Raw genomic sequence first — 26,068 nt, 5'->3', positions numbered from 1 at the left:
GTCCCATAAATCACCAAACTCTTAGAAAATCGGGATTATCGTCACTTGCAGCACTGACATTACTCTACAATTTCGGTGAAATCGACATTTTCAACAATCCAGCGTTTACGTGGATCGACTTTGTCACCCATAAGTGTTGAAACACGGCGCTCCGCCTTAGCGGCATCCTCAATCTGTACCTGAAGCAGCGTACGCGACTCTGGATTCATCGTTGTCTCCCACAGCTGATCGGGGTTCATCTCACCCAACCCTTTATAACGCTGAAGCTCGAAGTTTTTGCCGAATTCCTTTAAGTAATTTTGCAGCTCTTCATCACTCCATGCATACCTTACGGTCTCCAGCTTACCCGTTTTGCGGGTCAACTTATAAAGTGGAGGCTGAGCAATAAAGACCTTACCTGCATCTAATAAAGGCTTCATATAACGATAGAAAAATGTCAGCAGCAGCACCTGAATATGCGCTCCATCGGTATCGGCATCGGTCATAATGATAATTTTGGAATAATTGCTGTCTTCGACAGTGAAATCCGGACCAATTCCAGCGCCTATCGTAGAAATAATTGCTTTATACTCGTCGTTCTTCAGGATGTCCAGCAGCTTAGCCTTCTCCGGATTCATCGGTTTACCTTTTAGCGGCAATATCGCTTGAATCTTAGAGTCACGGCCTTGCTTAGCCGAACCACCCGCGGAATCACCTTCCACGATGAACAGCTCCGTACGTGTAACGTCCTTTGATTGTGCAGGAGACAGCTTACCGCCAAGATTCGAGCTTTCGCTGCGTTTCTTGCCTGTGCGGATCTCATCGCGGGCTTTACGTGCCGCTTCCCGGGCTTTCGACGCTTGAATCGATTTCTTCAGCAGGCTCTGCGCAACTTGTGGATTTTCTTCCAAGAAACGCGCCATATTTTCAGAAACAATATAATCTACTGCACTACGGGCGGAAGCACTGCCAAGCTGATCCTTTGTCTGTCCAACAAATTCAACCTCGGACATTTTTACACTAATGACAGCCATCATGCCTTCCCGCAGATCATTACCTTCCAGGTTTTTATCCTTTTCTTTAAGCAATTGCGTGCGGCGGGCATATTCATTTAATACACGAGTGTACGCAGTTTTAAAGCCGGTCTCATGTGTGCCCCCGCTGCGAGTTGGAATGGAGTTTACGAAGGAAGCCAAGGTTTCTGTGTAGCCTCCGTTGTATTGAAGAGCTACTTCTACCTCGATATCATCCTTTTCTGCACTGAAATGAATAACATCATGGAGAACATCCTTACCTTCGTTGAGGAACTGCACAAATTGACTGGCTCCACCTTCATAAAAGAATTCATCCTGACGGTTGCTCCGCTCATCTTGCAGTGTAATACGCAGACCGGAATTCAGAAAAGCAATCTCCTGAACCCGCTCTGCCAGCGTGTCATAATTCAGAGCAATTCCATTTGGGAAGACACGAATATCTGGCTTGAAAGTAATTTTCGAACCAGTTTTATTGGTGTTACCCAAGATTTCAAGACCAGTTACAGGTTCGCCGACATGCTCTTTGCCCTTCTTGTCCACCCAGTACTCAAACCGCTGACGATGGATTTTGCCCTCACGATAAATTTCTACTTCGAGCCATTCAGACAAAGCGTTTGTGACAGAAGCCCCTACGCCATGCAAACCGCCTGATTTTTTATAACCCGATCCACCGAACTTACCGCCCGCATGCAAAATTGTAAATACAACTTGCGGTGTAGGTACCCCTGTCTTATGCATTCCAGTCGGGATCCCCCGTCCATTATCGCTAACGGTTACCGAGCCATCCTTGCGAAGCAGTATGTCAATCTTTGTACAATACTTGGCTAAATGCTCATCTACGGCATTATCTACGATTTCCCATACTAAATGATGTAGTCCTGAAGAACTCGTACTGCCGATATACATGCCAGGTCGTTTGCGTACTGCAACCAGACCCTCGAGCACTTGAATGTCGTCAGCATCGTATCCAGTACGGCCATTCTCGCCGTTATTAGAAACTTCAGCAAACATATCGATCTGTTCGAGCATTCATGCTCCTCCTTCTTTTCTCTATACTAAGAAGAAACGGCTTGGCCGTCCTTTTTGTTAAGAACGGTATCCGTTACTGCCAAAAACCTAAGGATAGAATATAACGTGAAATTATACTCTCCTATATTTCTAAGAAATGCAAACAAACGTTTTGGTCACTTTGTTCATTCTAATTCAAAATATCCCTTTTCGTAAAGACGGCGAATGAAATGATCACCGAAGCGGCTCCCCATACAGCCAGCACAGCCATGGAAAATGACAAGGACATCCCTTCAATGGGGGCGGGAGTACCAGACAAATAGCTGGTCAGTCCAAGATTTACCATAAATAAATATTTCGCTGTTGTCCAGGCAGAGGCCATATTGGTCAGTATACTACCTGCAATCAGAGCGGCCATCATAACTACTATACTCGCGGCAGTACTGCGAACAAGCACCGAGATCATGAATGCGAGCAGTGCAACCACTACGCTGACGAACCAAATCAAACCACCTTGCATAAGCATATATTTCCACTGAGGCACTGCATGTACAGTAGACATATCTAGCGAATCACCACTTATTTTAAAGCCTGTGAAAACAGGAATGTTAAAGCCTTTAAAACCAAAGGCGAGACCAGAGATAAAGTAGCTGATTGCAAATGTGGAAAGTACGATAAGCGAGACAAACATTAGCAGTGCTGTCATTTTGCTAAAAAGCACCTTCCAGCGCTTGACCGGCCTAGTCAACAGCATTTTGATAGTTCCAGTTGTCCTTTCGGCCGAGACCAAATCTGAGGCCACCGCCATAATAAGCAACGGAATAAATAATGTAACCGAATTATCCATAAATTCACGGGTAAAGGTAACCCCGCTAGGTTCATTCGGATTAACGTCATGGTGAAGATAATACTGAAGCTGTTGTACAAATATTCGCCGATAAGTCTTCCATTCCTCTGGAATCCGGTCACTTCCCAGTGAATTTTGATTATCGATAATCTGCTGCTGGATCTCAAGCCGCCAATCGGAATTAAACTTCTCCCGGCTCCGTTCGGCTGAACGCATCTGTGCATAGGTGAACATAGGCACCAGTACAATCAGAATCAGCAGTATAACATAAAACCGTTTCTTTTTTATAATCTTCAAGCACTCATTACGGATTAGCGGAAGCAAGTTACTCAACATTCTCACCCTCCGTTAGTTTCAAGAATAGCTGTTCCAGTGTCGGATTAATTTTATGCACAGCCCTCACCTCGATTTCAGCAGTAACCATTACGGCCACAATCTCGGGGATCAGATCCTGATCCATGATCGTTATTAAAGAATTGGGGCCCATCCCTGCAATAATTGAGTCATCTAATGTGACGTCTTCCAGTTTTTGAATCTGAATATCTGAACGATCAGCCAGCATTTCCCGAGCCTCAGCAAAAGGCTCCAGCTCCCAAAGTACATACGGCGAATTACGAGCGATCAGCTCATCTACCGCACCAACAGCCAATACACGCCCTTTACTAATTATCGCTACACGGTCGCAAAGAAGTTGAATTTCGCTTAGCAAATGGCTCGATACGAACACCGCCAGCCCTTCATCCGCCAGCTTGCGAATGAATTCTCGCAGCTCCTTAATACCTTTAGGGTCAAGTCCATTCGTCGGCTCGTCCAAAATAAGCAGCCGTGGACGTCCCAACAGTGCCTGCGCAATGCCTAATCGTTGTCTCATCCCAAGCGAGTATGTACTTACCTTATCATGTATCCGCTGATCTAATCGAACAATATCTACCACTTCGCTAATACGTTCATTGTCTACACCAGGCTGCATCCGGGCAAAATGCTGCAAATTCTCCCACCCGGTCAAATAGGTATATACCTCAGGATTCTCAACGATAGAGCCTACATATTGCAATGCTTTTTCCGGATTTCGGTTCACATTGTACCCACATACTGTAATCTTGCCCTCAGTAGGACGAATCAAATCCACAAGCATGCGGATCGTGGTCGTCTTCCCAGCGCCGTTAGGGCCGAGAAAGCCGAAAATCTCCCCTTTTCTCACATCGAAAGTAACATCATCTATTATCCATTTCCGTCCTATTTTTTTACGTACCCCGTCCACAGACAAGACGACTGTGCCGGAGTCTTCACTATTCGCTTTTGTCATATTTAATTTAGCTCCTTGTGACTGTCATTTTCTCGGTTTGTACTTGCTCAAAGGGCATTTACCTACATGATCTTACTGCAAAATTTAACACTCACCTATATACTACTGCACAGCCTGTATGAACCGTTCTCCGATTCGCTGATAGCCATCACCATTAGGATGAAAATGATCGGTGGATAGATACTTGTCCAAATGTCTGTTAAACAAGTCAAACGTAGGAACCAAGGTCATGTTGCTATGCTTATTAATAATATCCATTGCCGTATTATTCCACTTCGTTACCGCTTGATTGCCTGGTACCAGTAATTCTGGAATATCGCCAAAGGGATTATACAGCCCCATATAGTAAATTTGCGCATTTGGATTGATCTGTGAGATTTTATCGAGAATCTTCTCCAGCCTAGCTGCTGCTTCTGGCAGAGCGGCTAATAAAGACTCTGGAGTCAGCTCCTGCTCAGAGGTTGATGAAGTTGTGTTTCCTTGCTGCGCCCCATTATTCTCAAGAATATCCGAATCCTTAAACAGATCATTTCCTCCGACGGATAGCAAAACAACATTCGACATGCGCAAGGCATACTCCACACCATCTTCGTTCAGTTTGCTTAACAGCCCGGCAGTAGTCAACCCGTTAATCCCCATATTACCTAAAAAGTCTACTGTGACACCTTTTGCAGATAAACCAGTAACCGTACGCTTAACAAACCCTTCTCCGGTGTTATCACCAGTCCCCTTGGTAAGCGAATCCCCGAGCGCAACAATTTTGAGGAGCTTGACAGTCTCCGTCACCGGTGCGGCTGTTTGCTGAGGCAAGCTGCTCTCGGTAACCTCTCCGACCGGATAGATAATATCTTTAACCGCATAAACTAAACCAACCATCAAAACTATAGTTGTTACTATGGAAATCAAGCTGACGCTGCGCCATGTCCATTTCGAATCCTTCAAAGCTATCCCTCCGTATGCCGTTCTATTATGTATTGTTCCACAATTTACAAAGATCTTAACTATGTTACATAAACATAATTCTTCCATAGAAGTTTTGCAAATGTCTAGCAAAGAAATAAATCCCGCTGTTACAGTGTTTATGCCGAGGAGCGAGTGTGGACTTTTTTGAAAATAAAAAAATACTGGCTTTTTAATTAATGCCATTATATAATATTTCCCGTTGACTCTTTAGACATTACGGGTTATTAGCTTAGCTGGTAGAGCAGCCGACTCTTAATCGGCAGGTCGCAGGTTCGACCCCTGCATAACCCATAGAGCTAGACAGAAGAAGTAAGGACAAGTTCCTTGCTTCTTTTTTTGTTGCATTTTTGATCTTCACCACACAAAAAAAACCGCTCCCCGACTTACATCGGAGAACGATTTCTTCCTGAAGCATCTACTCGTATTATTTACCAATAAACTCTTGAACCCAGTAATTATTATCATAACCTACACCGATATAATTGAAGTTAGCATTCAAAATATTAGCGCGGTGACCTGGACTATTCATCCATGCCTTCATAACTTCTTCTGGTGTTTTTTGTCCCATTGCGATGTTCTCGCCTGCGGCTTTATAAGTGATGCCAAAGGATTTCATCATATCAAATGGTGAACCATACGTAGGTGAAGTATGTGAAAAATAGTTATTCGAACGCATATCCGTAGCTTTTGTAGCGGCAACTTTGTGCAGGCTGTCCAATCCAGCTACAGGTGACAAACCAGCTGCTGCACGTTCTTTGTTTACCAGCGTTACGATTTGCTGAACATAGGTTCCTTTATTGCTCACAGCACCTGTTGTAGTTGTATTATCTGTCGGCTTAGTTACAGTAGTTGTGTCTGCTGGCTTTGTAACCGGTTTTGTAGTTGTAGTTGTGGTCGTGTTGTCTTTGTTTGGTACTGTTCCAGTTTGCGGCTTAGTCACCACGATTGTGCTATTCGAAAAAGGGAATCCCTCAAGATTAGCTTGTTTAAAATATTGTAATATTTGCTCATAACTTGTGCCTTTTATTGTTACTGTCGATTCATTCGATGCCGCATTTGCTTCCAATGGAAGAGAAATACTAAGTGCCATAACAGCTGCCACACTACCACCGATGATTGCTTTTAATGTCTTGTTCTTCAATCTGCCATCTCCTTTTTTCTTGCGTGTAATATATGCTTGTGCCTAGAGTGACCATCTACAAATGTTACAAAGTTGTAATTTGTTCCTCAGTCATTGTAGCATAAATCTCTCAAATGTGCGCTTCTAATTTTTTACATATAATAGTCTTGACTGTAAGATTTCTGATTCCTAGATACATTCGCTTTCTTTCGCTGTTTTCCTGCCTAAAAATACCAATTCATCTATTATTCGCGAAAGAAAGCACAAAAAAAGTCGCCCTCCCCGAAAGGACGGCAACTTCAGCAAACCTATGGATACCTGTCAATTAATGAAACGACTGCCAGAACTCGCCCTCCGTAGAGATCAATCCCATGATCTCCGCATAAGGAATCCGGAAGGTTGGAAAACCTGCAGAATACGGAGCGATCTCATAAGGTGCGAAATACAGATACAACGCTTCATTATCCACAAAGAAGGGTTGATCCGAGGTAATTCCTTTATACGTATCCGGAAAAACATATGAATATTGTGGATCGTTCTCGATCTGTTTGCCCACAATTTTACTGAGCTTCTCCACATATCTGCTGCCCGGCTTGAACAAATCTCCCAGCTTATAGAACCTGCCGCTGCGCAAATTAATATGCGGATAGATTTTGGTAGGCATTCCATGTGCTGCTCCAAAAGGAAAACGATATCCGGTCAGCTCCAGCACCAGCAGGTTTTTACGGAAGAAAGAGACTGAAAAATCACCATTATAACTAAAGTCCTGGGAAACCCCTCCACTCCCAACGTCTTCAGCAAGGGATAGCTTGCGCAGCTTATCGTTAACCTCTCGCGAAACTTCCGCACTGGCAATCCCTTCAACGACCAGATAATACACCAGATAATCCCTGTTCGGTTTGTATTTCTTCTCCACTACGGAATAGGGAGGTCTCAGCGGAATGACTCCATTTTGGCGCCAAACCTGCTTTCCCTGCCGATCATAATAAGATGTGCGCTGATCTACATCTGCTCTTATCAAACGTCCGCTAAGGGTGAGTGTTCCTGTACCTGGAATAACTGGAGGCTGGGCTGCCTTTTTTCCACTTCTATCGATAAAATAGGTATCTTTAGCATCAAATACAGACGCCAAGCCTTCCTGATAATTGTTCACGCCAAGCAGGGTGTGATTGCTCAGGACCGCTCCCGTTTCCGCATCTGCAATTACATAACGTGATCCGCGATAAGGCTGGCTGGGGAATACAGGCGTTCCTATGGTTCCTATGGCTACTCTGCCTTCACCTAGCTGCAATACTTCATAATATTTTGCCGGGATGATCATTTTCCCTTGTTTATCAATCAGCCCGTAGGCGTTGCCATAATTCTCAGCGGTATTCACCACCGCACGTCCCTCTGAAAAAGGTAAAGCAGAGGTGAATTGCGGCTGAATAGCTACAGAACCATCCGTATTTAAATAGCCATATTTACCGTTTTCAGTCGCTTGATAGGCGAGTAAACCTTCTCCCGGACTTCCTACAAAAGGATGGTTATAAGTATGCAGGATGTTCCCAGCCGGATCGATGAGCGCATACTCTCCTTCTTTGATTTTAACCAAAGCCACGCCGTTCATAAAATCATTGGCATCCACATAAATCGCGGGCAGCACCTCTTTACCTTGCGCGTCCACATATCCATATAGCGATTGGCCACCGGTTGTATTTTGTTTTGAAAATAGTGCACGCCCCTCATGTAATGAGTTCAGATAATCATACCGGGCGGACGTCACTTCTTTGCCTTTTTCATCAATAAAAGTGTACCCCTTGGCATCCGACACTACCGCGCGCTCTTCCGAAAAAGGCGCAATAAAAGAATAGATCGGCTTCACTCGTTCTCTTCCAGTGCTGTCAATGAGCCCGCTGCTATTTTTTCGCTGAACTACGGCAAGACCGTTCTTTTGAAAATCCTCAGCATATTCGTACCGAGGTTCAATCTGAACACGGCCTTCGTCATTAATATATCCCCAAAGTGTGCCCTCTTTGAGATTAAACGGCGCCGGATGCAGACCCGTGGTCCGCAGATCGTCCCCCACCCACTCCGGCAATAAGTATGGCGCCTCAAAAGGCTTATTAGAGTAATCTACACGATATAATCCCGCTTCTGCCGGAATCGTGACAAATAACTCCTCTTCCGTGCGTATGAAATCCTCATCCTGCTGAGTAATATATTCGTTCCAGCCAATGCCATCCCATTTCCATACATCCGCCTGTATCAGACCATTGTCATTCCCTTTCCCTAGCTCATTCAACCTAATCCTTAACATCCAGTCGCTCCCCTTTAACAAAGGCATTTGCCTATAGAATATGGGAGAACGTTGGTTTATGTGCTTTTTGATCTTTGGGGTTGGGGGGAGAGGAGCTTTGGTGGGGAATCCGCAGAGGGGGTAGGCGTATTCTAGGGCATTTTTGCCTCTCTTTCCTCCTCTGTATATCATTTCAGCTAATTCTGCGGGATTTTTACCTTTCTTTCATTCGCATCACGTAGCTCGTTTCAGCCAATTCTGCGGGATTTTTACCGTTCATTCGCCCCACGTCGCTCGTTTTAGTCAATTCTGCGGGATTTGTACCTTTCATTCGCCTCACGTAGCTCGTTTCAGCCAATTCTACGGGATTTTTACCGTTCATTCGCCACACATAGCTCAGGTCGGATAGTTCTGCGGGATTTTTACCGTTCATTCGCCATACATAGCTCGTTTCAGCCAATTCTGCGGGATTTTTACCGTTCATTCGCCACACGTAGCTCGTTTCAGCCAATTCTACGGGATTTATACCGTTCATTCGCCTCACATAGCTCGTTTCAGTCAATTCTGCGGGATTTATACCGTTCTTTCGTCCCACATAGCTCGGTTCAGCCAATTCTACGGGATTTATACCGTTCTTTCGCCCCACGTAGCTCGTTTCAGCCAATTCTACGGGATTTTTACCGTTCTATCGTCCCACATAGCTCATTTCAGCCAATCCTACGGGATTTATACCGTTCTTTAGCCTCATGGTGCTTCTGTTCTGTTACTAATATTAGTTTGTTGATATTGTTGGGGAGCTATGATGAATATGATGTGTTTTCGTGGTGCTCCTGATGGCGATGGTCGTGTTATTGCTGCTGATATTGATTTGTGGCCGTGATTGCTGTGTTCATGCTGATAATATTGAGTGGAGTGTGATAGCCGTGTTTGTGTTGATGACATTAATTGGTGATGGTAATGATGCTGTAGATGTTCCGTGGCGGTGAAGGTGCAACTATTGGGTCGAGTAAATCCTATTGGTGGAATATTAGATTTGATGGAGCAAGGGTGGCAATGTTGATTGAAGTTTGTGGTGGTAAATAATGTTGATGTTGATGTTGATGTTGATGTTGATTTTAGTGTTGCTGGCGCTGTTTAGTTGTGGTTACATTTTCGCGGGTAGTTTTTGTGGTGTGTTTGTTTCATGTTGGTAGTAGCCATTGTTAATCTGTGTGTTGGTGGTGTTGACGCTATTTGGTCGTGGTGTCATCTTAGTGGGTATTTTTGGTGTTGTGTGTAGTTGGTAGTACTTTAGTTAGTGGTGTTTTGGTTGACAGTGCTGTGGTTGGCAGTACCGTAGTTAGTAGTACTTTAGTTAGCAGCGCTGTAGTTAGCAGTGCTGCTAGTGGCATTATTGGTGTAATTAATATTATTGGTGTAATTGATATTATTGGCGTAGTTGATGGTGGTGCCAATGGTACTAGTGGGAGCGGAAGTGGTTTATCCCCAACTAATTAAACCAGTTTTTGTGGGTAGTTTTTCATACATAGTTATGGTGGGTAGTTTTCGTGCTCGTGCGTAGTTTTTCTATGCGAGGAGCAAGGGGGCGACGTTAAGTACTTGTGAATTGGTACTTGTGAAATTGTACTTTTAAATTGCTTTTTATGAATTGGTACTTTTAAATTGCATCTTATGAATTGGTACTTTAAATTGGTTCATATGAATTGCATCTTATGAATTGCTTCTTATGAATTGCTTCTTATGAATTGCTTAATCTCAGCAAGCGAAATGGACAAACCAAAAAGCGTTTGCCATAAATAGCAAACGCTATGATCACCATACATCCAACACGCAACTATTTCTTCGAAGAATACTTCCGCATATCAAACGCGACGGCGGCAATGATGATTAGACCTTTGATAATCAACTGATAGTAAGGGCTGATGCCAATGAAGGTCAGGCCGTAGTTGATTAAGGTAAAGATAATAACACCGACCAGGACACCTGGCACCGTTCCGATACCACCGGTTGTAGACACCCCGCCCACTACACAAGCAGCAATCGCATCAAGCTCATACATGTTCCCGTAGTTATTGGTTGCGCCACCTGTTCTTGCAGCCTCTAGCACACCCGCCAGACCATAAAGGGCTCCAGCAATGGCATAGATATAGATCAAGTTCTTGGAAACATCGATGCCAGATACTTTAGCTGCCTGTATGTTACCGCCGATAGCGTACATGTTCTTACCCAGCTTGGTTTTATTGAACACCACCCATACGATGGCGGCGACACCCAAGGCTATCAGCACAATATACGGGATTGAATATTGCCCCTTGCCAATAAACCCGGAACCGATTGTAGTGAAATCTGGACGCAGACCGCCAATCGGCTGCGATTGGTTCGGATCCATGTCAAAGTACAAGGAATTCAAGCCGTAGACGATAACCATCGTACCCAGTGTTGCGATAAACGGCGGGACGTTCAGCTTGGAGACGACAATACCATTGACGAGTCCGCAGAGAAGACCAGCGATGATAGCTATAAGGATCGGAAGCCACACTTGCACCTGCGGCAGATCAGGAAAAAACCGCCGGGAATAATCCGGAATTTGCAGCATCGAAGCAGAGATTACCGCCGTAAAACCAACCACACGTCCAGCAGACAAGTCCGTCCCAGCTGTGATAAGGATGAAGGCAACACCAAGCGCGATGATAATCCGTGTTGACGATTGAATAAGAATGTCCCGTAAAGTATTTACAGAGATAAAGGCCGGCTCATATAAGGCAATACCCATAATCAGAATTACCAAGACAATATAAATGGCATTTTGAGTAATAAAAGATTGGGCTCTTTTAGCGTTCATTAGTAGTGTTCCTCCTTAAAGTTACGCGAAGAGTAATTCTCTTCGTAAACCAATCTAGTTTCGCCCAGCAAAACTATCATTGAAATCCTATCTAATGCTGTGCAGCGAGCCGCATAACTTCGGTTTCCGTAGCTTGCCCGCCTTCTAGTATTCCGGTAAGCTTACCTTCCGACATGACCATTACACGGTCAGACATTCCGAGCAGCTCCGGCATTTCTGAGGAGATCATAATGATGCTTTTCCCTTGCTGCGCCAAGTCGGCAATAATCGAATAAATCTCGAATTTAGCCCCTACGTCGATACCGCGAGTCGGCTCGTCCAGAAGCAGGATTTCGGGCTCGGTTAGAAGCCATCTGGCGAGCAGCACCTTTTGCTGATTACCACCAGAAAGATTCATGATCAGCGTTTTGGTTGTTGGAGTTTTGGTCCGTAATTTTTCAATCATTTTATCGACTTCTTCTTTTTTCTTTTTTCCATCTAGTAAAAGTAGTAGTTTCTGGTATCGATGCAGATTAGCGATTGCGCCATTTTCATGAACAGACAAGACTGGAAAAATACCAGTGACACGCCGTTCCTCGGTAAGCAAGGCCATTCCGTGTTTCTTAGCATCCTTGGGAGATTGGATATGAATGCGCTTACCATCGATAGAAATCGTCCCCGATTTAATAGCCCGCAGGCCGAATAATGCTTCAATAACCTCTGTTCTCTGAGCGCCTACCAGACCACCAATCCCTAAAACCTCACCTCGTCTTAATTCAAAAGAAACATCTTTAAACGATCTTTCTTCAGGGGAGGTTAATCCTTCCACCTTCATATATACTTCGCCAGGTACGTTAAAGCGTTCTGGGAAACGATTGGTCAAGTCGCGGCCAACCATTTTGGAAATGATAAGGTCTGTGGTCAATTCCGCCGCTGGCCAGGTTCCGATTTTTTTCCCGTCCCGCATAATGGTAACCTCGTCAGAAATTTCGAGAATCTCTTCCATTTTGTGAGATATATAAATAATAGCTACGCCTCTACTCCTAAGATCCCGTATGATCCGAAATAAATGCTCCACCTCCACACTGGTCAGGGAGGAAGTAGGTTCATCCATTACAATAACGCGGGAGTGAAAAGAGACAGCCTTCGCAATTTCAATGGATTGGATTTTGGATACAGACAGCTTACCCACTAATGTCTCGGGATTCAGATCGATATCCAGATCTTTAAACAAATTCTCCGTGTCAGTGTACATTTTCTTATGATCAATAAACTGAAAAGGTCCAATCCCTTTGGTTGGGAAACGTCCTAACCAGATATTCTCCATCACACTTCGGAACGGCACGGGATGCAGCTCCTGGTGAATCATGGATATCCCATTTTTCAAAGCGTCATTTGAGCTTCCGATAGAGGTCTTCTCACCCTCCAAAAAAATCTCACCGGCATCCGGTGAATAAATACCAAAGAGACATTTCATTAAAGTGGACTTACCCGCACCATTCTCGCCCATAAGGGCATGCACCGAACCTGGTCTGACCTTTAAACTAACTGCATCCAGCGCTTTGACGCCGGGGAATTCTTTAGTAATGTCATTCATTTCTAGCAAAAACTCAGCTTTTTCCATGTTGTTACGCCCCCTACGCTTTTTTCTTTTTTCATGAGAGGCACAGCGGTTTCATCCTGTTCCCTGCCTGAAAGAAATCCGAGGAGCGAATATCCGCTCCCCGTTGCTGCTATATGATCATGAATTCCATCTAGATTAGAGCGTTATTATTTGGCGTCATCGATATTATCTTTGGTGATCTTTTTATAGGAAATCCACACGTATTGGTTGTCTGTGATATCAAAGCCTACGTTATCTTTTGTAGGTGTTTCTCCTTTAGCAAGCAGAGCAGCAACTGTGATCGCAGCTTTACCTTGGTTGTTCGCATCATTCAGCACGGTACCAAGCATCGTTCCATCTTGCAGCGCTTGAATCGCAGGAGCAGTAGCATCTACACCTACTACCGGCATAAATTTATCACCCGTGAAGTAACCTGAAGCTTTCAGAGCTTCGATTGCACCGAGAGCCATATCGTCATTGTTCGCAAGCACAGCTTCAATTTTGTCACCATGGGAGCCAAGGAAGGCTGCCATTTTTTCTTGCCCTTTTACGCGGTCCCACATCGCAGTATCTTCAGCCAGCTTTTCTACCTTGATGCCGGCATCTTCAATTGCTTGGATGGAGTACGTAGTACGAAGCTCAGCGTCTTGGTGCCCCGGTTCGCCTTTTAGCATTACGTATTGGAGGACACCGTCGCCGTTTTTATCCGCTTCAGGATGTGCCTTCCAGTAGTCCACGATCAGTTGACCGGACATAGTTCCGGATTCTTCCGCTTTAGCGCCTACATAATAAACCTTATCCCATTTCTTCATATCTTCTGGCAGCGGCTCGCGGTTCAGGAAGACCACCGGAATATTTGCCGCTTTTGCTTTTTCGATAATAACGCCAGCCGCAGTACGGTCAACCGGATTGATCAGCATGCCTTTATATTTTTTGGTGATGAACAAGTCAACTTTGTCATTTTGTGTGGGTTGAGAATTTTGGCTATCTACGATATCTACAGTAGCAATGCCTTTGGCAGCAGTGTCGATTGCGTTACGAACACCCGTCATGAAGGTATCGTCAAATTTGTAAATGGCTACCCCTACTTTTGGCGTTTCAGTGGAAGAACCCGCATTTTCAGTTTTTGGAGCATTGGTAGCTTTACCACTGTCTGCATTATTGTTGCTATTGCCACAGCCTGCCAGAGCGGCACCCAGTATTGCGCTTGCTAAAAGAACGGAAGTGATTTTTTTCATTATTCATTGACCTCCTGTTTATACTTCTTTTTTTTGGTTTAACCCCGAATTCTCTCGGGCACATCAATATTATGCCTTAGGTGAAAACGGTTTCGAATATAAAATCCTACTCACTTTTATAAAAATTCTACTGAACCCAAAAAACGAATACCTCCCATTTTAAGGATGGCATTCGTCTTTTCAAAAATAACCCGTCCACTATCTGACGAAGGGAAATAACAATTTTTGATTCTCAGGCCACAGCATATTGTCCAAATCAATGAGTTTAGTGCCCGTATCGACACGTTCAGGAACATCCATTCCTTCGATTACCTCAACGGCATGTTTTACGGCTAAATACCCGTTACTAAAAGGATTTTGGATTACGGTCGCTTGAACCGTCCCCTCCTGCAGCAACTCCATCATTGACGGGGAGCTGTCGAACGCAACCATTTTAATATTATGCAGCCCTCGGCTCTGGATAGCTTTTGCCGCCCCTTGTGAAGCTGTCTCATTCAAGCTGGCGATCCCGCGAAGATTTGGATGTTTCAGCAGCATTAACCGTGTCAGCTCTTCAGCATCACTAATACTCGAAGTGGTATAAGAAATCTCTACTACCTGTATGTTCGGATATCGGGCAGCGTAATTTAAAAATCCCTTTTCCCGTTCCTCTGCATCTCTTGCACCATATTCAATGCCGTTTGAAGACTCCTGCTCCGCCCCCAAAGATGAATTTGTGAAGTTAATGATGCCGACCTCCCCGTATCCATTTAGCAGCTGAATGAGTCTTTCTGCAGACTTTTGTCCCGCTTCATAGCCGTTTGAACCCACATAGGCTCTTACTCTGGCCGAACCGACTTCTGCATCCACAGACAATACGGGAATCTTGGAATATGCCGCCCGATCGACTACTTGTGCAAGTCCCATGTAGCTACTGGCAGCTAAAATAATTACGTCCGCCTTCTCTTTAATGGAGTCCTCAACCATTCTGACCTGTTCCGCAATATCACTCTCCGCATTCGGAGCTTTGAACGTTAATTTCACATTAAATTCCTGTGCCGCGGCTTCTGCACCCAATCTAACTGTATTCCAATAGTCGCCTTTGTTCATTTTCACAATAAGATGAATATTGCGGGTTTTGTTCGTATTGATATAATTAGGTGCCGAATTAAAACAAGACGTGATCGTGGTCCATAACACCACACATACCAGCAGGGTTAGCCAAAAACGAACGATTTTCATACCGATGTCTCATCCTCCTCATGTCCAGGATTGCCCTCGCCTGCTGCGAGTGCCGGGAAGATAAGAGTAACCGTAGTGCCTTCTTCAATTTCACTTTCAAAAGAAAGACCATAATCACGCCCATAATACAGCTCAATACGCTCGTTAACATTTCTAACGCCTACCCCGGAGCCATGCATACTCTTACTGCCGCCAGTTAAAAGAACCTTCATAGTCTCCTCGGACATACCCAGTCCATTATCACGAATGCGGATGATGACAAGATCATCCTTCAGCTCCGCTTGGATCGAAATAAAACCTTCATCAGGCATCATTTCAATCCCGTGATACAGGGCATTCTCCACAATAGGTTGTAAAATTAGCTTAATAGTCTGACACTGCAGCACTTCATCCTGAGCCTCGATCTCGTAGCGGAACTTATTTTTGAACCGAAAGCTCTGAATCACAAGGTAATGACGAACATGATCAAGCTCTTCCTGCACGGTAATCATATTATTCCCTTTACTAAGGCTAATCCGGAAAAACTTTGATAAGGACTGAATCATCGTGACTACCTCCTCAGTCTTGCCGCGTTCAGCGAGCCGGATCACAGAATTCAGGGTATTGTACAGAAAGTGCGGATTGATCTGGGATTGCAGCACTTCAAGCTCACCTTTACGTTTGGTTTCCTGTTCATAAATAATCTGATCCATCAGTTGGCGGATACGTTGCAGCATAAGGTTAAACCGTTTGGACAGCTGTTCCACCTCATACGCCCCGCTGACATCTATTCGAGTGTTGAGATCCCCTTCGCCCACCTGCTGAAGCGTCCGTTCCAGCTTGCGGATAGGGCGGGCAATACGTGCAGACAAAAAGACGGATACAATAATTACGCATAAAATGACTACCGCTAAAAACCAGGATAAAAAAGTGTTTAGATCACGTTTGGTGGTTACAATCTCATCGTAATAAGCCACGCCCACGATCTTCCAGCCTGTCTGTTCCAGTGTCCTTACGGTGATAAAACGTTTTTCACCCGTAGACTCATCCAAATAGCTACGAAAAGCATATTCCAGTACTGGCTCCACATTCTCATATTTTAAGCCAGCGTAAATCAGCTGCTGCTGGGGATGGTACACAATATTTCCTAGCTGATCGAGGATGTAAGCGTATCCTCTTTTGCCAAGCTTAACCTGCTTGCTCAGCTCATCAATGGTTCGAAAGTTAAAATCCATCAGCAGGATGCCGGTTTTTAAGACTCCGTTCTCCTTATATTGAATTAATTTGCTGATAGACACGACCCAGATATATTGACCTTTGAATAAATTCTGAATATGAGGTGCGGAATAGGAGAGCTCTGATGTTCTTTGCGCCGTCGTAAACCAGCTCTGAGTCTCCAGCTGTGTGTTGCTGCGCAGCTTCTGACCGGGTGTACCCACGACATATTTCCCCTGTGGTGTAAAAACAGCCGCCGAGACCAGATCCTCTCTGCTCCCCATTAGCATAGCCATTCTTTCCGTCAATAAAGCGGAATCCACGGAAGGGCTATTCGTAATCTGCTCCTCCGCTGTCTCAAAAATATTGCGCATTCCCTTAACATAAAGACCCAGATTGTAATTCACTTGCTCAATGATCTGCTGCATATTCATATTGGCATTCTCTTCTGCGGTCTTGGCAAACTTGTTGTACAGCATAAGACTGACAACGACAGCTACCAGCACGGCAACAGATGTAAAAGTGAGTGTAATCGTAACTTGAATGCTTCGGAGCTTGGAGGACAACCGACGTTTTCCGCCTTTGGGATGCTGCGGTCTTAGAGGAAAGGAATATGGTTTATCCTTCAGCATCTTTACCCTCCTCTGGAGCTGTTTTTATACTCTTTAGGAGATTGGCCATATTTTTTGCGGAAACAAAAGCTGAAATAGTTAGGATCGGCAAAACCTATTTTTTCTGCGATTTCAAAAGCCTTTAGCTCTGTGGACCGCAAAAGTTCCTTGGCTGCCTCTAACCTAATTTGCAAAAGATAACTAACGAATGTCATTTTCATTTCCTTCTTAAAAATACTGCTAAAATAGCCGGTACTTATATGTAAATGCTGACAAACCTTGCCGATGGAAATATCAGATTCAACATAGTGGCTGCGTATATATTCTTTAGCTTCATCAATAAGCAGCTTATAGGAAGATTGACGTTCTAATGCAATCGTATCCATTAAACCGCTACAGACTGCAATAATCCATTGCTTGGCTTCGGCCATACTATTAAATTTATTAATGGCAGTTAGCGACGAAATGCCAGAACCAATATACTTTGCAGCCTCACTGCCGGATTCTTTAGCCACTCGCAGGATAGATGTAAAAATCTCCAGCAAAAAAATCTGATAATCCTGTGTAGACACCTGCTCTGCGTCAAGACCAGCAAATAACTCCTCAACAACCTCTTTAAGTTCTTGCACCGTACCTAGTTTAATCGTCCGGATTAAGGATTGCTGGGTTAGTTCATCATAGGTTAGCAGTGTGCTGGAACGTGACTCAACGTCCTCAATCCAGATCACCCGGTTATTGCCGAGAATAAGCCGATAATCTAATGCCTGCATGGCATCCCCAAATGAATTAAATAACAAAGCAGGCGATGAACAGACCGTTCCGGAGCCTGCCGTTACCGTCAGCTTCAGAAAACGCTGTACGTTCTGGCGGATTTCTTCAAGAAGCTCAAAAGTCTTTCCAGTGATATCAGTTTCTTCCCCTTCTTCATGGATTGTGAGCAATACGACCTCATCACGATGAATAAACACCCTTCCAAAACCATGCTTCGAGCATATTTCTTCAGCAATATTCAGCACAGCGAATAGCTGTAAATTCTTTTCACCAGTGTCTCGTAAAGAAATTTGCCTGCCTGCTGCACCCCCAGCCGATTCCCGCTCAGGACGAATATAATCCACACTAATTACCGAAGCCTGAAACCACCGTCCCGTTAATTTTATGCCATATTCAGAGCTTTTCTCAGCAATTTCATCCGTACGCAATCTACGCGAAATAAGGGACGATAAAAATTGCTCCCTTAACACAGGCAGACTTTTCCGGTAATGCTCACTGAGTACAAATACATTTTCTTTTTCTGCAATTTCAGCCTCGATAGTGGCTCTAACCTTAAGCAATACTTCAATTAATTCCTGCGAAGAGAACGGTTTCAAAATATACTCATCAATTTGCAATTTTATCGCCTTCTGAGCATATTCAAATTCATCATACCCAGTCAAAATGATAATCTTAGTGTTAGGATGATGACTACGAATCCATTCAGCCAGCTGAAGTCCATTCATAAAAGGCATTTGGATATCGGTAACTACCACATCCGGCAGCAAACGGTCTATGGCATCCGCAGCTTCCCGTCCATTCTCCGCCTGCTCAACAATCTCAAATCCGTAACGCTCCCAGTCAATCTGCCCGATAACGCCTTCCCTAACGTCTTCTTCATCTTCAGCAAGAACTAGCTTATACATGTCTCATCCCTCTTTGGAAACGTTTTAGATGTCATAAATTTTATTGTATATGATTCAAACCAATCCATCTATGGTTAAGTTATTTAAATAGTTTTAGGTATTAATATATTAAATACATATAAAAAAAGAGTTCCAGAGCAAAAAAAAACCATCCCGCCGTAGCTGGGATGGGGATGATCGGTAACCTATAAGTATTATAGCAACGCTTTGTTAAAGCGATAGCCTGCTGTCTTTTCGAAACCGATATGACGATAAAAAGCATGTGCCGGTGCGCGTTCTACGCGGTTGCCACTTCTAAGGAAAAGCTGACAGCAACCTTGCTCACGTGCCCATTCTTCTGCTGCGGCCACAAGTCTTTTACCGAGTCCGTTTCCTCTGAGTTCTTCTGATACGATAAGTGCAGTAATCTCAGTGATACAATCTGTCTGTTTGTAATACGAGCTTACCTGTCTAAGGCCGATCATACCCACAACTTCATTGTTCAGCTCTGCTACAAGTGTGCATTGGAGATTGCTGTTCTCCATGCTTTCCAGTCTCTCTTTCATCACGCTTAGCGTTGTTGGATAGCCGAATTCCCGCAGAAGCGCTGTAACTCTCTCCAGATCATTCAAGCCGCATTTGCGAATTTCCAGTACAGGTGCCATGGTACTACTGTTCATCCTCATATACCTCCACTTTTAGCATAGACGCCGCCTGCTTGGCTATCGTCCGCGCGATTTCCACATCTTCCGCCGCACTTAACGCTACTGCCATCCGCCGGCCAGGACGAACTTCCGGTTTACCAAATACGCGAACCTGAGTCCTGGGCAGTTCCAAAGCTCCTCCAATTCCGGTCACAGCAAAGGCTCGTCCTTCTCCATCAGCCTTCAGCGTAGCTGAGGCACCAGGTGTCAGCAATTGTACTGACTGGACAGGAAAACCAAGAATAGCTCTGACATGCACTGCAAATTGAGATAAATCCTGCGTCACCATCGTGACCATCCCCGTATCATGGGGTCTAGGTGACACTTCACTGAACAATACGCCTCGATCTGTCAAAAAAAGTTCCACTCCAAAAATACCGAAACCTCCGAGCTGATCCGTTACTGCTTTTGCAATAGATTGCGCTTCTTCAAGCAGCTCTGGCTTCATAAAGTGAGGCTGCCAGGATTCCACGTAATCTCCATCCTTCTGAATATGTCCAATAGGTGGACAAAATACCGTTCCAGATACAGAACGCACCGTCAAAAGAGTAATCTCGCTCTCAAAAGTAACAAAAGCCTCCACGATAACTCGCGTTCCTTTAGCTCTCGCTCCATCCAAAGCAGTGTTCCAGCAGTTTTCTGCATCCTCAGGGCTTTTGCATACGCTCTGACCCTTGCCAGAAGAACTCATAATCGGCTTAATGACACAAGGAGTGCCTAGCTCGGCTATAGCTTGTTGCAGCTCTTCCAGACTATCCGCAAAACGGTAATCAGCGGTTGGCAGTCTAAGGTCTTCAGCCGCAAGACGACGAATCCCTTCTCTGTCCATGGTCAGCCGAGCCGCCCGCGCCGTCGGAACAACGAAAAAGCCTTCTTCTTCAAGCTCTTGAAGAGCATGAGTGGCAATTGCCTCAATCTCCGGAACAATGACATCCGGTTTCTCAGAGCGAATCAGCGCTTTCAGCGCCTCTGCATCCAGCATATCAATTACATGTGAACGATGAGCTACACCCATCGCCGGTGCATCGGTATAACGGTCTACAGCTACGGTCTCTACGCCAAGGCGTTGAGCTTCAATTATGACTTCCTTACCCAGTTCCCCGCTGCCCAGCAGCAACAGCTTGCGGCTTTGAGCTGAAAAAGGAGCTCCCCACATTGTCGATTCCAACCTCTTTCGGCAAATTGACTGTCTCGTTTTTATGAATTTCAGAAAACGTAACAGTTTCATTGTATATTTTCAGGCTTCTTTATTTTCATCCATCATACGCCAGATTGCAAGTGTTCTTCGACATTTTCCTACAAACTTCACAGAACTTTGTCGACTTTATCAACGAAAGTTTGTTCTAGACGTGATAATTGGTGGCTTATTTGGCCCCAATGATCTGCAGTCTCACCCCCTTTAAGGAGATCTAACATCGCTTTCTCTTGCTCCGCAAGCCCTTCTTGCAGGCTTTCGGCAGCAGATTTTAATTCTCTGCTGATATTCTCGACGTAATGAGCAATTAATTTTTCCTTCTGCACTGCCGCTGCAAGATTAACCGCTTCTTTCAAAAGCGGCTCTGCCGCACCTTTGACCAATTCCCGCCCAGTTCCCTCAAAGAAATAACGCGGGGATTTGAAATGGCCCCATAAAGCGGACCACTGCACAGGCTGAAGCTGGCATTCCAGATCCTTAGGAGATGGCCAAGCCTGCTCCTCATTCTCCATAAGATGAAATTCCTCCGTGGAAAAGAGTAGCTCTGTAGCTGCCGCTTCAGCAGCTTCATGAACAAGCCTGCGTCCCGTGCTCTCTAGCCGCAGCGTTGTTGCCCATAGCTCTTGCTCAAGCTCGCGCTGAGTAGTACGCATTAGTTCGGCACCACAGGCAGAGAAAATGGCTTTTAAATTCCCTGCATCCTCACGCAGTAAGGAGGGATGAAAAGATTCCTGAAAATTTCTATTGAAGGAGAAGCTAATCCGCTGGCACACATGATAGATCAGTTCTTCACTTTCGTGAATAAGATCTCTGCTAGGACGTTCCTCAGTCTCCAAAAGAGACAACCGCTTCATGGCGAACTGACGCCGTTCCTGCAGTTCTTTTAACCCGGCTTCACGCTCGCCCGCCGCCTTGGAAGCCAGATTCTGCCATTCCTCAGCCCGGCGCCGAACCGATGCGATACTCTCAGCAGCTGCGTTAAGTGAAAGCTGAGGAAGCTCATCACCAGCAAAGCTGGATAGTGCTTGCTCAAATTCATTGAAGCGGGAGGTTCCATAAAGATCGTGATTATGTTGAGTTTTAGCTTCTAGAGCAAGCAAGCTGGACAAAGCATAGATTCTCGGAGACCGCAAACCTCCGGCACGCAGATTTTGAACGACATGTGCTTTAACCTCATCTAGTTCTTCTTCGCTTGAAGCGAGATCGGAGGCATTAATAATAAAGAACATTTTATCGAGAGCAAAGCTGTCTTTAATGCGGCCCAGCTGGGCCAAGAGGCCGCGATCCGCCTTCGAAAAAGCGTGGTTATAATAGGTCACAAAACAGATCGCATCCGCATTTTTCATGTAACTAAAGGTTACGCCAGTGTGACGTGCATGCAGTGAATCTGCTCCTGGTGTATCTACGAGCACAATCCCGCTCTCAGTCAAAGGACAGGCATAATAGAGGTCAATCCCTTGCACAAAGCAAGCTCGGGTCTCTTCCGCAACTAGGTTTCGATATTCTTCCAAATCAACCGTCCGCACCGTTCCTAGCAACGGCTCCGCTTCAGCCCAACCGGATGCTGCGGCTCTTAGAAATCCTGCATGCGGCAGCGCAGAGGGGTGGATTCCCCGTGTTGGCAGGTTCGCAAGTACTGCTGTCCACGTATCCTGTTGCGGCTCTCCAAGCTGCAGCACGCTGAAGGAATGGCAGATGTCATCCCAGAAATCCGCCATGCTCTTCATCGTTACAACCGCGCTGGCATGGCGGAAGTCTCCTTCCGGCGCCAATATGCGGTTAACTGCGGCCGTGGCAGGGTGTGGCGACACGGGCAGCACTTCTTCGCCGAGTAAAGCGTTGGCGAAGGAAGATTTGCCTGCGCTGAACGCACCGAACAGCGCAAGGGTAAAGCGGCCGCCGGCGAGATCCTCCGCCCGTGCGGCCAGACTGCGCGCCGCCGATGCCATCGCTGGCTCGCGGCGCAGCAGCTCTGCCGCAGCCGCCAGCGCGTCAGCGGCTGCCGAGAGCCGGCGGCGTCCGCCCGCCGGCGAAGCCGTTCCCGCCGCCCAGCTTGCGGCGGCGGCACTTCCAGCCGCGGCGCGTTCGCGCGGCTGGGTCTCCCGCGGTGCGGCGCTCTGCGTTGCCGCATGCGGGGTGACCCTCACCTCCGGCAGGATGCCGGGGGTGAGGGTCCGGCGCGGCGGCAGCAGCGCCGCTAGCTCGTGCGCGCGGGCGTCAGCCGCGCGGTCCAGGGCGGCTAGCGCGCGGGCAGCGCTCGCCTGCAGCGTAAGGGCCTGTTCGCGGCGCTGGAGTTCCGCGCGCTGCTCCTCGATAAGCGATGGCAGCTTCGCCAGCAGCTCATCGCCAACTAACAGCGCAGCGCGGCGGAATTGGCTCTTCAGATCTGCCGCAAGTGTGCGGCAAAAATTGAGCAGCGCCTCGCCGCTATACCCCGTTCCCGGCTTAACTGCAGCCGCCAGCCATTCCTGGCTCACCGCCGGGAACCCTTGCTTCAGAGTCGTCTCTGCCTCCTCTGCCCACAGTCCGAGATTCTCCGCCCATTGACGTACCAGCTGAATCAGATGCCATTCCAGCTGAGCGGAAACCTCTCGGGCCAGTAATCCTTGCCAGGCATCCAGTCGTTTGTCTTGTTCCTTCTCCCGCCGTCCGGCTGTAGAGAACAAACCTAAGCGGAAGCCTGGACTGACACTCTCCACATAGCTCCCTGCCGCCTCTCTAACATCCGCAGGCATTAAGTTAGCATTATTGAGTAAGGCATCAAGATCACTTCGCAGGCTCGCTCGTGATTGCTGAGGCAGCTCCTCAAGCAGTGCCTTCTCTTCTTCCAGCGATTTCAGCTCATCCATCACAACTGTAATCTCTGCACCCTCTAGCTCAGCTAAAAGAGTTTCCCGTTCCTCCTGCTGGTCTTCACGGAACGCGGTTAACGAAGAATCTGCTGTATGATGAATGGAACGTGACAAGCTATATTGAAGCAATTGTTCCCTGTGCTCCAACAGCTCTGTTATAAGGTTCAGCAGATTATCCCAATGATTCAATGGGTGCTCTTTCATTTTGAGTGAGGTAAACAGAATCCCCGCACAATGAATCCCCCACTGCTCAAAAGCATTTTCAAGCTGGCGTTTATATTCTTCAATGGAAATTTCTTGTTCTCTGTGCTTGTCTATCTGATTAACAATAAGATAGAGCGGTTTGCCCCAGTCACTAAGATTTTTGGCAAATGCTAAATTATTCTCTGACTGTACATGGTTATAATCCATAACATAAAAGACGACATCAGCTAAATGCAGCGCGGAACGAGTGGCCGCCTGGTGGCCATCATCCGTCGAATCCACGCCAGGTGTATCCAATAGAACACCATGCTTCCCTAGAAGAGGAATCTCATTCCAGACTTCAATAGCGGAATATTCTCCGCCATTTCGACAATATTCCTGTAATCTTTCTGGTGTTGTCTCTACAGGGTCAGGTTCATTTTCACTTCCCTCAACCCTTGGATAGATAAGCACTCGTGGAGCCCCGCTGCGGATTGAAACAATATTGGCACTAGTCGGCACAGGTCCGGAGGGCAACACTGAGCTGCCGCATAAAAGATTAATCATGCTGGATTTCCCTGCCGAAAAATGCCCACAAAAAGCAAGGGTCAGTTCATTCCCACCCTCTTTATTTTGTAAATCTTCATATATTCGTTCAGCGCTCTCATCGCGCCAGTGGCGCATTAAATCTTTCAGTTGGGAAAGCAGCGATGCTGTTTCACTTAATGTCTCTCTCTGAATTCTAACCCGTTCCGCTCCCACAGACATTCCACCTCCACAGTTACCTTCTAATCATGCACTGATCTTAATCCATTCATGAATACTGATTTAAGCTCTTTTTTATGCAAAACTTATATAGGTGCAATTTCTGAAATTTAGCGCGGAACATTTTTATAAATAATAATTACAGTTTATCACCAGTTTGACACAAATTAAATACACACTACTTACAAAATAACCTATCATCTCCTACGAAATGATATAAAAAAAGAAGCGACGTTGTCGTCCTGTAAAGCCAACAGTCGTTTCTCGTAGAAATATAAGGATATTCAATAAAAAAAGGAGCCAGCCCCAAGGGCTGACTCCATTTCAGGTCACTTCTCAATTATGCAGTTTCCAAAACAGGCAACAGAATTTCGAATACTTTCCCGTGCTGCAGAATAGTCAATCCACGAGATTTGTCTCTCATTACGACAACCTCTGGTTTTACAGACATACGCTCCAGATAGTGCTCAGGCACGTCACCGGAATGACTGATCGTAATGCCCTCTACTTCTTGCTCTTCATTTTCTTCCAGCGGGCTTTCCACTACGCGGTCAAAAATATCCGAGAATACCTCAAAATTATCTGTGTATACAGAAATGCATTTCATCTCTATCCCATCCTCTTCTTCAACTCTAACTTTTAACTTTTTGGCGTATGATCTTTAGCTTTCCTGACGACAGCCGTTTTCATACGTTTTTTGCCCTCTCGACATACATCAAGGAGCGGACAAACCTGACATTTTGGATTCTGAGCCTTACAGTGATATCGTCCGAAAAAGATTAGCCGGTGATGCGTGAGCGTCCATTCATCACGTGGCACAGCCTTCATCAGCTTTTTCTCCACTTCCAGCACAGAATCTTTCCAGCCTGCCAATGCAAGTCGTTTAGCAACCCGCTCCACATGAGTGTCCACAGCAATGGCAGGAACTCCAAATGCGTTGGATACTACTACGTTAGCGGTTTTACGACCTACTCCTGGCAACGTTACAAGCAAGTCATGTGCCTCAGGCACTTCTCCGCCATACTGTTCTATGAGTATAGAGCACAGGCTTTGGATATGCTTAGCTTTGTTACGATATAAGCCGATGCGCCGGATATCCCCCTCCAATTCCTCCAGCGGCACAGAAATATAATCGATGGGGGCTTTGTACTTTTGGAACAGGTCCTCGGTCACTTTGTTCACCGTTGCATCCGTACATTGGGCTGACAGCAGCACCGCTATTGTCAATTCAAAAGCGTTACTGTGATTCAGCTCGCAATGTGCATCCGGAAACAAATCTCCAATCGTATCCAAAATGTGGCGGACGTCTGCAGCTTTCATAGTGTCCCCTCCACGGAGCAAAAACGCTCAGAAAATTCTATCGAGCGTCTCACCTCAAATGTTAGAAATATAAGCAAAGTATGTATTATAACGTATGGATTCATACATTTCAACACATACGATACTGGCATTATATTTCAAGTATTAACGCCTTGATTGTCCTAATAAGAA

20 protein-coding genes and 1 tRNA gene are annotated in these 26,068 nt (G+C 45.7%); 3 read left to right on the top strand and 18 right to left on the bottom strand.

Annotated features, from left to right (window positions below):
• Nucleotides 1-59 precede the first annotated feature (59 nt).
• The 4 genes from parE to NST45_RS07210 all read right to left on the bottom strand — a co-directional run bounded on the left by parE (nt 60) and on the right by NST45_RS07210 (nt 5,116).
• Nucleotides 60-2,042: a DNA topoisomerase IV subunit B gene (gene parE, locus NST45_RS07225; RefSeq protein WP_036685709.1), complete on the bottom strand. Its 1,983-nt coding sequence runs from the start codon at nt 2,040-2,042 to the stop codon at nt 60-62.
• A gap of 169 nt (nt 2,043-2,211) precedes the next feature.
• Nucleotides 2,212-3,201, bottom strand: a complete 990-nt coding sequence (locus tag NST45_RS07220; RefSeq protein ID WP_036685819.1) for an ABC transporter permease — start codon at nt 3,199-3,201, stop codon at nt 2,212-2,214.
• Nucleotides 3,194-4,174: an ABC transporter ATP-binding protein gene (locus NST45_RS07215; RefSeq protein ID WP_036685707.1), complete on the bottom strand. Its 981-nt coding sequence runs from the start codon at nt 4,172-4,174 to the stop codon at nt 3,194-3,196. The genes NST45_RS07220 and NST45_RS07215 overlap by 8 nt, the downstream gene beginning before the upstream one ends.
• Nucleotides 4,175-4,276: 102 nt before the next feature.
• Nucleotides 4,277-5,116: a GDSL-type esterase/lipase family protein gene (locus tag NST45_RS07210; RefSeq protein WP_051491403.1), complete on the bottom strand. Its 840-nt coding sequence runs from the start codon at nt 5,114-5,116 to the stop codon at nt 4,277-4,279.
• A 239-nt stretch (nt 5,117-5,355) separates the two neighbouring features.
• On the opposite strand from NST45_RS07210, the gene NST45_RS07205 reads away from it, so the two are divergent.
• Nucleotides 5,356-5,428 (top strand) — tRNA-Lys (locus NST45_RS07205).
• Between the two features lie 133 nt (nt 5,429-5,561).
• On the opposite strand, the gene NST45_RS07200 is transcribed toward NST45_RS07205, so the two are convergent.
• From NST45_RS07200 to NST45_RS07190, 3 genes are all read right to left on the bottom strand, one after another.
• Entirely contained in the window at nt 5,562-6,278 is a 717-nt protein-coding gene (locus tag NST45_RS07200; protein WP_036685704.1) for a CAP domain-containing protein, read from the bottom strand.
• A gap of 304 nt (nt 6,279-6,582) precedes the next feature.
• Nucleotides 6,583-8,556, bottom strand: coding sequence for a WG repeat-containing protein (locus NST45_RS07195; protein WP_339825248.1), 1,974 nt, complete (start codon nt 8,554-8,556; stop codon nt 6,583-6,585).
• Between the two features lie 193 nt (nt 8,557-8,749).
• The gene (locus tag NST45_RS07190) at nt 8,750-9,070 is read right to left on the bottom strand and encodes a hypothetical protein (protein WP_339825245.1); all 321 of its coding nucleotides are present in this window, start codon (nt 9,068-9,070) and stop codon (nt 8,750-8,752) included.
• 298 nt (nt 9,071-9,368) lie between these two features.
• Between NST45_RS07190 and NST45_RS07185 the strand changes: the two genes are divergently transcribed.
• Together NST45_RS07185 and NST45_RS07180 are read left to right on the top strand one after the other, a co-directional pair.
• Nucleotides 9,369-9,521: a hypothetical protein gene (locus NST45_RS07185; protein ID WP_155288159.1), complete on the top strand. Its 153-nt coding sequence runs from the start codon at nt 9,369-9,371 to the stop codon at nt 9,519-9,521.
• 280 nt (nt 9,522-9,801) lie between these two features.
• Complete coding sequence (locus NST45_RS07180) at nt 9,802-10,032, top strand: hypothetical protein (protein ID WP_076316387.1); 231 nt, start codon at nt 9,802-9,804, stop codon at nt 10,030-10,032.
• A gap of 337 nt (nt 10,033-10,369) precedes the next feature.
• On the opposite strand, the gene mglC is transcribed toward NST45_RS07180, so the two are convergent.
• The 11 genes from mglC to nth all read right to left on the bottom strand — a co-directional run bounded on the left by mglC (nt 10,370) and on the right by nth (nt 25,897).
• A complete protein-coding gene (gene mglC, locus NST45_RS07175; RefSeq protein ID WP_036685697.1) occupies nt 10,370-11,377 on the bottom strand; it encodes a galactose/methyl galactoside ABC transporter permease MglC in 1,008 nt (335 codons plus the stop codon).
• Between the two features lie 91 nt (nt 11,378-11,468).
• Nucleotides 11,469-12,980, bottom strand: a complete 1,512-nt coding sequence (locus NST45_RS07170) for a sugar ABC transporter ATP-binding protein (RefSeq protein ID WP_076141297.1) — start codon at nt 12,978-12,980, stop codon at nt 11,469-11,471.
• Between the two features lie 146 nt (nt 12,981-13,126).
• Complete coding sequence (locus tag NST45_RS07165) at nt 13,127-14,197, bottom strand: galactose ABC transporter substrate-binding protein (protein WP_094903385.1); 1,071 nt, start codon at nt 14,195-14,197, stop codon at nt 13,127-13,129.
• 198 nt (nt 14,198-14,395) lie between these two features.
• Entirely contained in the window at nt 14,396-15,418 is a 1,023-nt protein-coding gene (locus tag NST45_RS07160; protein WP_038572394.1) for a substrate-binding domain-containing protein, read from the bottom strand.
• Nucleotides 15,415-17,244 carry a sensor histidine kinase gene (locus NST45_RS07155; protein ID WP_081383399.1) on the bottom strand — a complete coding sequence of 610 codons (1,830 nt, stop codon included), beginning with the start codon at nt 17,242-17,244 and terminating at the stop codon, nt 15,415-15,417. Before NST45_RS07155 ends, NST45_RS07160 begins: the two co-directional genes overlap by 4 nt.
• A gap of 2 nt (nt 17,245-17,246) precedes the next feature.
• Nucleotides 17,247-18,899 carry a response regulator gene (locus NST45_RS07150; RefSeq protein ID WP_036685685.1) on the bottom strand — a complete coding sequence of 551 codons (1,653 nt, stop codon included), beginning with the start codon at nt 18,897-18,899 and terminating at the stop codon, nt 17,247-17,249.
• A 194-nt stretch (nt 18,900-19,093) separates the two neighbouring features.
• Nucleotides 19,094-19,558, bottom strand: a complete 465-nt coding sequence (locus tag NST45_RS07145; RefSeq protein WP_232061416.1) for a GNAT family N-acetyltransferase — start codon at nt 19,556-19,558, stop codon at nt 19,094-19,096.
• A complete protein-coding gene (purT, locus tag NST45_RS07140) occupies nt 19,548-20,738 on the bottom strand; it encodes a formate-dependent phosphoribosylglycinamide formyltransferase (protein ID WP_076141299.1) in 1,191 nt (396 codons plus the stop codon). Before purT ends, NST45_RS07145 begins: the two co-directional genes overlap by 11 nt.
• Before the next feature lie 149 nt (nt 20,739-20,887).
• Nucleotides 20,888-24,574, bottom strand: coding sequence for a dynamin family protein (locus NST45_RS07135; RefSeq protein ID WP_339825241.1), 3,687 nt, complete (start codon nt 24,572-24,574; stop codon nt 20,888-20,890).
• Nucleotides 24,575-24,917: 343 nt separating this feature from the next.
• Nucleotides 24,918-25,184, bottom strand: coding sequence for a hypothetical protein (locus tag NST45_RS07130; RefSeq protein ID WP_036676334.1), 267 nt, complete (start codon nt 25,182-25,184; stop codon nt 24,918-24,920).
• A 32-nt stretch (nt 25,185-25,216) separates the two neighbouring features.
• Complete coding sequence (nth, locus tag NST45_RS07125) at nt 25,217-25,897, bottom strand: endonuclease III (protein ID WP_036676333.1); 681 nt, start codon at nt 25,895-25,897, stop codon at nt 25,217-25,219.
• Between the last annotated feature and the right edge of the window lie 171 nt (nt 25,898-26,068).

It is taken from the genome of Paenibacillus sp. FSL R7-0163 (genome assembly GCF_037969975.1).
Taxonomy (GTDB): Bacteria; Bacillota; Bacilli; order Paenibacillales; family Paenibacillaceae; genus Paenibacillus_AQ; species Paenibacillus_AQ odorifer.
This window is presented reverse-complemented; position numbering and strand designations above follow the sequence as displayed.

Bases quoted from the DNA above. Each gene is read 5' to 3' on its own strand.
- parE (WP_036685709.1), bottom strand. From the start codon at position 2,042: ATGCTCGAACAGATCGATATGTTTGCTGAAGTTTCTAATAACGGCGAG.
- NST45_RS07215 (WP_036685707.1), bottom strand. From the start codon at position 4,174: ATGACAAAAGCGAATAGTGAAGACTCCGGCACAGTCGTCTTGTCTGTG.
- NST45_RS07195 (WP_339825248.1), bottom strand. From the start codon at position 8,556: ATGTTAAGGATTAGGTTGAATGAGCTAGGGAAAGGGAATGACAATGGT.
- NST45_RS07190 (WP_339825245.1), bottom strand. From the start codon at position 9,070: ATGAACGGTATAAATCCCGTAGAATTGGCTGAAACGAGCTACGTGTGG.
- NST45_RS07185 (WP_155288159.1), top strand. From the start codon at position 9,369: ATGGCGATGGTCGTGTTATTGCTGCTGATATTGATTTGTGGCCGTGAT.
- mglC (WP_036685697.1), bottom strand. From the start codon at position 11,377: ATGAACGCTAAAAGAGCCCAATCTTTTATTACTCAAAATGCCATTTAT.
- NST45_RS07170 (WP_076141297.1), bottom strand. From the start codon at position 12,980: ATGGAAAAAGCTGAGTTTTTGCTAGAAATGAATGACATTACTAAAGAA.
- NST45_RS07165 (WP_094903385.1), bottom strand. From the start codon at position 14,197: ATGAAAAAAATCACTTCCGTTCTTTTAGCAAGCGCAATACTGGGTGCC.
- NST45_RS07160 (WP_038572394.1), bottom strand. From the start codon at position 15,418: ATGAAAATCGTTCGTTTTTGGCTAACCCTGCTGGTATGTGTGGTGTTA.
- NST45_RS07155 (WP_081383399.1), bottom strand. From the start codon at position 17,244: ATGCTGAAGGATAAACCATATTCCTTTCCTCTAAGACCGCAGCATCCC.
- NST45_RS07150 (WP_036685685.1), bottom strand. From the start codon at position 18,899: ATGTATAAGCTAGTTCTTGCTGAAGATGAAGAAGACGTTAGGGAAGGC.
- NST45_RS07145 (WP_232061416.1), bottom strand. From the start codon at position 19,558: ATGAACAGTAGTACCATGGCACCTGTACTGGAAATTCGCAAATGCGGC.
- purT (WP_076141299.1), bottom strand. From the start codon at position 20,738: ATGTGGGGAGCTCCTTTTTCAGCTCAAAGCCGCAAGCTGTTGCTGCTG.
- NST45_RS07130 (WP_036676334.1), bottom strand. From the start codon at position 25,184: ATGAAATGCATTTCTGTATACACAGATAATTTTGAGGTATTCTCGGAT.
- nth (WP_036676333.1), bottom strand. From the start codon at position 25,897: ATGAAAGCTGCAGACGTCCGCCACATTTTGGATACGATTGGAGATTTG.